This window comes from Streptomyces sp. NPDC029836, from assembly GCF_055574495.1.
Genome location: NZ_JBVHZI010000025.1, coordinates 62759 through 71841, shown reverse-complemented (window position 1 = coordinate 71841; position 9083 = coordinate 62759). Strand labels below are relative to the sequence as shown.

Annotated in this window: 8 protein-coding genes; 4 read left to right on the top strand and 4 right to left on the bottom strand. The window is 71.4% G+C overall.

Annotated elements, in window-relative coordinates; translation table 11 throughout:
* Nucleotides 1-112: 112 nt before the first annotated feature.
* The 3 genes from ACZ4XJ_RS35875 to ACZ4XJ_RS35865 all read right to left on the bottom strand — a co-directional run bounded on the left by ACZ4XJ_RS35875 (nucleotide 113) and on the right by ACZ4XJ_RS35865 (nucleotide 3592).
* Complete coding sequence (locus ACZ4XJ_RS35875; protein ID WP_362884738.1) at nucleotides 113-1096, bottom strand: PfkB family carbohydrate kinase; 984 nt, start codon at nucleotides 1094-1096, stop codon at nucleotides 113-115.
* Nucleotides 1097-1141: 45 nt separating this feature from the next.
* Nucleotides 1142-2353, bottom strand: coding sequence for a methionine adenosyltransferase (metK, locus tag ACZ4XJ_RS35870; protein ID WP_468498683.1), 1212 nt, complete (start codon nucleotides 2351-2353; stop codon nucleotides 1142-1144).
* A gap of 102 nt (nucleotides 2354-2455) precedes the next feature.
* Complete coding sequence (locus ACZ4XJ_RS35865; protein WP_362884736.1) at nucleotides 2456-3592, bottom strand: DegT/DnrJ/EryC1/StrS family aminotransferase; 1137 nt, start codon at nucleotides 3590-3592, stop codon at nucleotides 2456-2458.
* Between the two features lie 335 nt (nucleotides 3593-3927).
* Here ACZ4XJ_RS35865 and ACZ4XJ_RS35860 point away from each other — a divergent pair, with 335 nt between their 5' ends.
* Both ACZ4XJ_RS35860 and ACZ4XJ_RS35855 read left to right on the top strand, forming a co-directional pair.
* A complete protein-coding gene (locus ACZ4XJ_RS35860) occupies nucleotides 3928-4839 on the top strand; it encodes an NADP-dependent oxidoreductase (protein WP_468498682.1) in 912 nt (303 codons plus the stop codon).
* An 84-nt stretch (nucleotides 4840-4923) separates the two neighbouring features.
* On the top strand, nucleotides 4924-5514 hold the full coding sequence (locus tag ACZ4XJ_RS35855) for an NADPH-dependent FMN reductase (protein WP_362884734.1): 591 nt from the start codon (nucleotides 4924-4926) through the stop codon (nucleotides 5512-5514).
* A 223-nt stretch (nucleotides 5515-5737) separates the two neighbouring features.
* Here ACZ4XJ_RS35855 and rfbA read toward each other — a convergent pair whose 3' ends face one another.
* A complete protein-coding gene (gene rfbA, locus ACZ4XJ_RS35850; protein ID WP_362884719.1) occupies nucleotides 5738-6673 on the bottom strand; it encodes a glucose-1-phosphate thymidylyltransferase RfbA in 936 nt (311 codons plus the stop codon).
* 256 nt (nucleotides 6674-6929) lie between these two features.
* On the opposite strand from rfbA, the gene ACZ4XJ_RS35845 reads away from it, so the two are divergent.
* Together ACZ4XJ_RS35845 and ACZ4XJ_RS35840 are read left to right on the top strand one after the other, a co-directional pair.
* Nucleotides 6930-8048: an acyl-CoA dehydrogenase family protein gene (locus tag ACZ4XJ_RS35845; RefSeq protein ID WP_468498681.1), complete on the top strand. Its 1119-nt coding sequence runs from the start codon at nucleotides 6930-6932 to the stop codon at nucleotides 8046-8048.
* A 37-nt stretch (nucleotides 8049-8085) separates the two neighbouring features.
* A complete protein-coding gene (locus ACZ4XJ_RS35840; protein ID WP_468498680.1) occupies nucleotides 8086-9030 on the top strand; it encodes a 3-hydroxyacyl-CoA dehydrogenase NAD-binding domain-containing protein in 945 nt (314 codons plus the stop codon).
* Nucleotides 9031-9083 lie beyond the last annotated feature (53 nt).

Below are 9083 nucleotides of genomic sequence, written 5' to 3'. Positions count from 1 at the left end.
TCCATCGTCGGGTCCTGCTCCTGGAGCATCGTTCCCATGGCTCCGTCGGCGACGACCACGCGGGTGGCGAGCGCCTCCCGGAGGGCGTCGGCCCGACGGACCTGCTCGGCGCTCATGAGACGGCCACCAGCCAGGGCTCCAGCTCGGCGGCCGCGGCGCTGCCGTAGACCCGGTCGACGCGGCCGACCAGGTCGGACGGGAGCAGCTTGTACTCCTGGGTACCGACGGATTCCAGCACCACCGTGGCGAGCGCGCAGCCGAGCTGCGCCGCGTTCTCGTACGACAGGCTCCACGCGAGGCCCGCGAGGAAGCCGGCGCGCAGGGCGTCGCCCACGCCGGTCGGGTCGGCGGCGATGTCCGTGGGTACGGCGGGGATGTCCTCGCGGCCGCCGTCGGCGGTCAGGATCGAGACGCCGTCGGCGGCGCGCGTCACGATCCAGGTGCCGACCCGCTCCAGGACCTGTTCCTCGCTCCACCCGGTGCGCTCGCGCAGCAGGGCGCTCTCGTACTCGTTGGTGAAGAGGAGGTGTGCGCCGTCCACGAGGCTCCGCGTCTGTTCGGCGTCGAGGCGGGCCAGCTGCTGGGAGGGGTCCGCCGCCACCCTGATGCCGAGCGCGTGGGCGGTGGCGGTGTGGCGCAGCATCGCCTCGGGGTCGTCGGCACCGACGAGGAGCAGGTCGGGGCGTCCGCTGCGGCTGACGACCTCGCGCAGGTCGATTTCTCGGGCTTCGGCCATGGCGCCCGTGTAGAAGCTCGCGATCTGGTTCTGGTCGCGGTCCGTCGTGCACACGAAGCGGGCGGTGTGCAGCGTCTCGCTGACCCGGACCGACGTCGTGTCCACCCCGGCTTCGACGAGGCGTCGGCCGTGGTCGGCGAAATCGGCGCCGGCGGCGCCCACGAGCAGGGGCCGCAGGCCGAGCCGGCCGAGGCCGAAGGTGATGTTGGCCCCCACGCCGCCCTGGCGGACCTCCAGTTGGTCGACGAGGAACGACAGTGACACCGTGTCGACCTTGTCGGTGATCAACTGCTCCGCGAAGCTTCCGGGGAACACCATGAGGTGGTCGGTCGCGATGGAGCCGGTCACAGCGATTCGCACAACTCTTCTCCTAGCAACTGTGGGCAGGGCGGCGCGGGCGGACGCTCACGCCAGGCCGGTGGCCCGGCGCAGGGCGTCGACGCGGTCGGTGCGCTCCCAGGTGAAGTCGGGGAGTTCGCGGCCGAAGTGGCCGTACGCGGCGGTCTGTGCGTAGATCGGGCGCAGCAGGTCCAGGTCGCGGATGATGGCGGCGGGGCGGAGGTCGAAGACCTGGCCGATGGCGTCCTCGATCTTCTGGACGTCGACCTTGGCGGTGCCGAAGGTTTCCACGAAGAGGCCGACGGGTTCGGCCTTGCCGATCGCGTACGCGACCTGGACCTCGCAGCGCGAGGCCAGTCCGGCCGCGACGACGTTCTTGGCGACCCACCGCATCGCGTACGCGGCCGAGCGGTCCACCTTGGAGGGGTCCTTGCCCGAGAAGGCACCCCCACCGTGACGGGCCATACCACCGTACGTGTCGATGATGATCTTGCGGCCGGTCAGGCCGGCGTCGCCCATCGGGCCGCCGATCTCGAAACGACCGGTCGGGTTCACCAACAACCGGTAGCCCTCGATGTCGAGCTTGATGCCGTCCTCGGCCAGCTCCGCCAACACGTGCTCCACCACGAACTTCCGCACGTCCGGCGTCAACAGGGCGTCCAGGTCGATGTCCGCCGCGTGCTGCGAGGACACCACCACCGTGTCCAACCGGACCGCCTTGTCCCCGTCGTACTCGATCGTCACCTGCGTCTTGCCGTCCGGACGCAGGTACGGGACGATCCCCTCCTTGCGGACCTCCGTCAGCCGCCGCGACAACCGGTGCGCGAGGTGGATCGGCAACGGCATCAACTCGGGGGTCTCGTCGCAGGCGTAGCCGAACATCAGACCCTGATCGCCGGCGCCCTGCTTGTCGAGCTCGTCCTCATCACCCTCGACCCGCTTCTCGTACGCGGTGTCGACACCCTGCGCGATGTCCGGGGACTGCGCGCCGATGGACACCGAGACGCCGCACGAGGCACCGTCGAAACCCTTCTTCGACGAGTCGTAGCCGATCTCCAGGATCTTCGCCCGGACGAGCTGCGCGATCGGCGCGTACGCCTTCGTCGTCACCTCGCCCGCGATGTGCACGAGACCGGTCGTGATCAGCGTCTCCACCGCCACCCGCGAGGTCGGGTCCTCCCTCAGCAGCGCGTCGAGAATCGTGTCGCTGATCTGATCAGCGATCTTGTCGGGGTGACCCTCGGTCACGGACTCCGAGGTGAACAGGCGGCGGGACACGAGCAGCTTCCTCCTGATGGTGCGGGCGGGCGGGTGGCGACCGTCTCCGACGGCGCTGGAGATCCGGTCGAGGTGCGGGGCGGGCGGGGCGGACGCGGACCGTCAGCGGCGGGCGTCGACGGCCTTGCGCAGGGTGGCGGCGACGGTGCGGACGTCGTCGTCCGACAGGCCGGGGTGCAGCGGCAGGCACAGGGTGCGGCCGGAGGCGATGTCCGAGGCGGGCAGTTCCTGGCCCTCGGAGCGGTAGGCGGCCACCTTGTGCAGCGGCGCGTAGCGGAAGGTCGTGTAGATGCCGGCGGCCAGCAGCTCGCCGGCGACCTCGTCGCGGACCGCGTCGTCCAGCTGCACCCAGTAGAAGTAGTACGTGGACTCGTGGCCCTCGGGCAGCGGCGGGGGCAGTGCGATGCCCTCGGCGCCGGCGAGTTCGAGGTCGTAGAGGTCGACGATCTCCTTGCGGCGCGTCACGAACTCGGGCAGCCGGCGGAGTTGGACGCGGCCGATCGCCGCCGTCATGTCGTTGCCGATCACGCGGCGGCCGGGCTCGGGGATGTCCAGCTCCCACCAGCGGTGGGAGACCTTCGCGTGGCCGAACCCGCTGGGCTGGGCGAGGCCGTGGTAGGCGAGGCGGCGGGCGCGGGCGGCCAGCTGGGCGTCGCGTACCCAGAGCATGCCGCCGTCACCGGTGACCATGACCTTCATCGCGTCGAAGCTCCACATGGCGAGGTCGCCGAAGGTGCCCACGGCCCGGCCGTCCACGCGGGAGCCGGCCGAGCAGGCGGCGTCCTCGATCAGGGTGACGCCCCGGTCGCGGCACAGCTGCGCGATGGCCTTCACGTCGCCCGGGTAGCCGCCGTAGTGGAGCACGATGACGGCTTTGGTGCGTTCGGTCAGGGCGCTCTCGATGTGCGCCGCGTCCGGGTTCAGGGTGCGCGGGTCCACGTCGCAGAAGACGGGTCGGGCGCCGGCGGCCAGGACGGCGTTCGCGGCGGCGAGGAAGCTCAGGGAGGGCAGGACCACTTCGTCGCCCTCCGCCAGGTCCAGGCACTCCAGGGCCAGGAAGAGACCGGCGGTGCCCGAGTTGAGGAAGACGACGTTCTGCGCGTCCACCCCGAGGTGGGCGGCGAACTCCGCCTCGAACGCCTTGGTGCGCGGACCGTGGCCGAGCCACTTGTCGGCGAACACCTCGGCGACCGCGGCGAGTTCCTCGTCCCCGGTCTGCGGCTGGAAGAGATGTATCACGGGCTTCCCCCTCTGGTCCGGACAGCTGGCCGTGATCGTGCTGACGGGGGCTCGACGAGGGGTTGAGACCGGCTGGAGGGCCGTCGGGAAACGGCTACGGACGACGTCCATCCTCCAGGTGCGTTCGAGACGTTCCGGGCACCATGGAAGCGTGTCCTCGGCTTCCGCAGTCGCGCCCCACCCGTCCCGTCCCGGTCAACTTGTACGCCGTTTGGCGGATTCCCGATACCGCCTCCGGTTCCGGCTTGACCTCAATTCCACTTGAGGTTTTACGTTCTTGTCCAAGGCCTCGACGGGCCGGGACGAACAGCACGATTTTTTAAGGGGCGTTGACGATGAAGGCTGCAGGATTCCACGCGTTCGGAGGGCCGGAGGTCCTCGAACTCCTCGAACTGCCCACCCCGCAGGCCGGTCCCGGCGAGGTCCGTGTGCGGGTGAAGGCGGCCGGCACCCAGCCGACCGACTGCGCGGTGCGCACGGGATGGAATCCTCCCGGTGTCACGATCACGTTCCCGCACGTCACCGGCGGCGACTTCGCCGGCGTCGTCGACGAGATCGGTGCGGGCGTCACGGGATTCTCGGTCGGTGACGAGGTGCTCGGCTACCGCCTCCAGGGCACGTACGCCGAATACCTGACGGTGCCCGCCGAGCAGATCGTGGCCAAGCCGGCCGGCATCCCGTGGGAGGTCGCGGGAAGCATCTCCGCCTCGGGGCAGACGGCGCACACCGTGCTGGAGGACCTGAAGGTCTCCGAGGGCGACACCTTCCTGGTCAACGGCGCCGCGGGCGGTGTCGGCACCATCGCGGTCCAGCTGGCCGTACTGCGCGGGGCGAAGGTCATCGCCACGGCGCGTGAGGACAACCACGCGTACCTGCGCGGGCTCGGCGCCCTGCCGGTGACGTACGGCGACGGCCTCGCCGACCGCGTCCGCGCCCTCGCGCCGGAAGGCGTCACCGTCGCGCTCGACACGGCCAGCGCCGAGGGGCTGCGCGTCGCGGCCGAGCTCGTCGCGGACAAGGACCGGGTCGGCACCATCTTCGCCTTCGGGGTGCACGAGGAGCTCGGCGTGCGCTGGCTCTCCAGCCGGCGCACCCAGCAGCGGCTCGGCGAGCTGGCCGCCCTGGTCGACAGCGGCGAGCTGACCGTGCACGTACGCCGGACCTTCCCCCTCGCGCAGGCCTCCGAGGCACACCGCGAGCTGGAGACCGGACACGGCCGCGGCAAGATCGTCCTGCTCACCGACTGAGTCCGCCCCCGGCCGGGGCGGCATCGCCCGCCGCCCCGCCGCGCCCCCACTTTTCGATCGTCATCCCTGTGAAAGAGGTACGTCATGTCCGGCAACCCGCTCAAGATCGGTGTCATCGTCGGCAGCGTCCGCACCGGCCGCTTCGCCGACAAGGTCTCCCGCTGGTTCGTCGCCGAGGCCGCCCGGCGCGATGACCTGGAGATCCACGTCATCGACCTGTCGGAGCCCGCGCTCGTCGAGGAGCTGAAGCTGAACCTCGACCCGCTCGGCACCCCCTCCGAGGCGCCCGCCCTGGCCTCCCGGATCGACGGTCTCGACGGGTACGTCGTGATCACCCCGGAGTACAACCACGGCTACCCGGCCTCGCTGAAGCTGGCCATCGACTACGTGTACAACGAGTGGCGCGCCAAGCCGGTCGGCTTCGTCTCCTACGGCGGCGTCGCGGGCGGCCTGCGCTCCGTCGAGCAGCTGCGCCAGGTCTTCGCGGAGCTGCACGCCGTCACCATGCGCGACACGGTGAGCTTCCACAACCCGTGGGAGCGCTTCGACGACGAGGGCCGGCTGCTCGACGACGACGGTGGCAGCTCGAAGGCCGCCTCCGTCATGCTCGACCAGCTCGCCTGGTGGGGCGTCACCCTGCGCGAGGGGCGCGCGGCGCGCCCGTACGGGAACTGAACACCGGGGCCCGTGGCCCCTTCGACCACGACTTCGACCACGACTTCGACCACGACCGGGGGCCCCGGGGCGGCCCCCCGGGCGGCGGGCCCCCCCCGCGGGGGGGGGGGGCCCCCCCCCCCCCCCCCCCCCCCCCCCCCCCCCCCCCCGGGGGGGGCCGGGGGGGGGGGCCGGGGCCCCCCGGGGCCCCCGGTCGTGGTGCGTACGGGCCGCCCGTCCGCGATCAGGCCGCCCAGCCGTCGAACCGTCGGCGGGCCAGGGTCCCGGCCATGTCCTCCGGGGCGGCGTCGCGCAGCGACTCCGCGATCTCCATGACGTACCGCCCGTACCCGGACTTGCCGAGGAACTTCCCCAGTTGGTAGGCCTGCTCCGGCTCGATGTAGCCCATCCGCAGGGCAACCTCCTCGATGCAGGCGATGCGCAGGCCCTGACGGTGTTCCAAGGTCTGGATGTACTGGCCGGCGTCGAGGAGCGAGTCGTGGGTGCCGGTGTCCAACCAGGTGAAGCCCCGGCCGAGGTCCACCAGGTTGGCCTTGCCGCGGGCCAGGTAGTCCAGGTTGATGTCGGTGATCTCCAGTTCACCGCGCGGTGAGGGGCTCAGGCCGCGGGCGATGGAGACCACGTCGTTGTCGTAGAAGTACAGGCCGGTGATGGCACGGTTGGAGCGGGGCTTCGCCGGCTTCTCCTCCAGGGAGATCAGGCGTCCCTGCTCGTCGGCCTCGCCGACCCCGTACCGCTCGGGGTCCCGTACCGGGTAGCCGAAGAGCAGCGCGCCGTCGGTGTGCGGCATCTGTTCCTGCAGGAGCAGTGAGAATCCGGGGCCGTGGAAGATGTTGTCGCCGAGGACCAGGGCGACGGAGTCGTCACCGATGTGCTCCTCGCCGATGGTGAAGGCCTCCGCGAGCCCGCGCGGATGCTGCTGTTCGGCGTACGAGAGCTTGATGCCGAGGGCACTCCCGTCGCCGAGCACCTCACGGAACTGAGGCAGGTCTCGGGGCGACGAGATGAGGAGGATGTCGCGGATCCCGGCCAGCATCAGGACCGACAGCGGGTAGTAGATCATCGGCTTGTCGTAGACGGGCAGCAGCTGCTTGGACACCCCCAGGGTGATGGGGTAGAGCCGGGTGCCGCTGCCTCCGGCCAGAATGATTCCCTTCACTGATGGTCACCTCGCGTCGTCGTGGGGCCATGGCCGTCACGAGCCCATGGCCGTTCGAGGCTGCGCGGCAACGGTCGAGCGTGAGTCGAGACGTACCAGGAGCGTTGTCCAGGTGGGCCGGGACGTTCCTCCAGCGTTCCTCCGTCGAGCCGAGTTCCAGCGGGGCTGGATCCGGCGGGGCAAGGGTTGGCCGCATTGCCACCCGCCTGGCGCGACGCCACCGACAATTAAGGAAGTGGTACGTATGCCGAGCCCGATGTCGGACTCCGATCTGCTGCTCAGAGCGGAGGAGTTGGCCTCCGTAGCGGTCCACTACGCGGACCGGGCCGACTCCGATCGCATGCTGTCGCGGACGGTGACCGACGGAATCGTCGACGCGGGTTTCGCCCGCCGGTTCGTCCCCGCCCGCTGGGGCGGCGACGCCGGGTCGACCACCGGGCTGCTCGAAGCGCTCGACGCCCTCGCCCAGGGGTGCACCTCGACCGCCTGGTGCGCCTCGGTCGTCGCGGGCGCGGGTCGGATGGGGGCCTTCCTCCCGGAGGCGGGGCAGGCGGAGCTGTGGGCCGAGGGCGCGAACACCCCCGTGGTGGGGGCGTTGATGCCGCGAGGCAGCGCCACCGCGGTCAACGGCGGCTGGCGGGTGACCGGCGAATGGGACTTCACCAGCGCGGTCGGGTTCTCCGAGTGGGCCCTGGTGTGCGCGCTGGTGCCGCAGGGCGGCGAACGCCAGGTGCCGTGGTTCTTCGCCCTGCCGCGCCGGGACTACCAGGTCGCGGACACCTGGGCCTCGGTCGGCATGCGCGGCACCGGCAGCAACACGCTGCTCGCCGACAACGTTTTCGTCCCCGCGCACCGCGGTTTCGCCCGGCAGCGGGTGACCGAGGGGCGCGCCGTCGGTTCCGACGCCCGATGTCACACGGTTCCGTTGCGCCTGCTCAGCGGTGTGCTGTTCGGGGCGCCGGCACTCGGCGCGGCCCGGGCCGCGCTGCGGCTGTGGGCGGACGGTTCGGGTGCAGGAACGGCCGGCGAGGACCGCGGGCTGCGGCTGTCGCTCGCCCGCGCGGTGATCGCCGTCGACGGGGCGGCGCTGCTGCTGGCGCGGGCCGCCCGGATCGCGGACGCGCCCGGGGCTTCGGAGCTGGAACTGGTGCGCAGTCCGGCCGACTGCGCGTTCGCGGTGGAGCAGCTCGTCGACGTCGTGGAGCGGCTGCTGCGTTCGGCGGGCAGCGCGGCGCAGCTCGCCGGGCATCCGTTGCAGCGGATCTGGCGCGACGTGCACAGCCTGTCCAGCCACGTGGCGCTGGAATTCGATCCGGTCGGCGATGCCTACGGGTCACGGCTGGTGGATCCCGTCGAGGGGCTCTGCTCCTCGTGACCCGCACAACAGACCAATTCGACGTGGGAGAACAGACATGAGCGGGGAAGACCGGCGCACCGTCACGGTGATCGGCGCGGGCACCATCGGACTGGGCTGGATCGCCCTGTTCCTGGGCCACGGGCTGAACGTAGTGGTCAACAGTCGGCGCGCGGACGCGCCCCGGATCGTGGCCGAGGGGTTGGAGCTCTTCGCGCCGTACCTGCCCGACGGTTGCGCGGATCCGGCGGGCTTCGCCGAGCGCCTGAGCTTCGAGCCGGATCTGGAACGGGCGCTGGCGGACGCCGACGTCGTCGTGGAGAACGCCCCGGAGAACCTGGAGCTGAAGCAGGAGCTGTACGAGCGGATCGGCAAGGCCGCCCCGGCGGGGGCGTTGTTGCTGTCCTCCACCTCCACGCTGAACCCCGACGACATGGGCGCGCGGATGGCCGACTCGTCGCGGCTGGTCGTGGGGCACCCCTTCAACCCGCCGCACGTGGTGCCGCTGGTGGAGGTCGTGGCCGGGGAGCGCACCTCGGCCGGGGCCGTCGCGGAGGCGGTCGCGTTCTTCGAGTCGGTCGGCCGGGTGCCGATCGTGCTGCACAAGCCGGTGATGGCGTTCGCGGCGAACCGGTTGCAGTCGGCGCTGCTGCGGGAGTCCGTCCACCTGGTGCGGGAGGGCGTCGTCACGCTGGAGGAACTCGACCGTGTGGTGACGCACTCGATCGGGCTGCGCTGGGCGACCGTCGGCCCGTTCCTCGCCTTCCACCTGGGTGGCGGGCAGGGCGGTCTGCGCAAGTGGTTGGGGACGCTCGGTTCCGGCCTGGAGCGCGGCTGGGAGCAGCTCGGCCGGCCGTCGATGGACCCGGAGACCGTGGAGTCGCTGATCGAGCAGGCGGAGCAGGCGTACGGGGCGAAGACGTACGAGGAGCACGTGCGCGAGCGCGACGCGAAGCAGACCGCGATCCTGCGTTCCCTCGCCGAGGTGTCCGAGCGGAAGTGAGGTGCCGGCGCCGTCGGGCGCCGGCGCCCGGGACGAGTCCCGGTACGGCCCGC

Bases quoted from the DNA above. Each gene is read 5' to 3' on its own strand.
- ACZ4XJ_RS35860 (WP_468498682.1), top strand. From the start codon at position 3,928: ATGAAGGCTGCAGGATTCCACGCGTTCGGAGGGCCGGAGGTCCTCGAA.
- ACZ4XJ_RS35845 (WP_468498681.1), top strand. From the start codon at position 6,930: ATGTCGGACTCCGATCTGCTGCTCAGAGCGGAGGAGTTGGCCTCCGTA.
- ACZ4XJ_RS35840 (WP_468498680.1), top strand. From the start codon at position 8,086: ATGAGCGGGGAAGACCGGCGCACCGTCACGGTGATCGGCGCGGGCACC.
- ACZ4XJ_RS35855 (WP_362884734.1), top strand. From the start codon at position 4,924: ATGTCCGGCAACCCGCTCAAGATCGGTGTCATCGTCGGCAGCGTCCGC.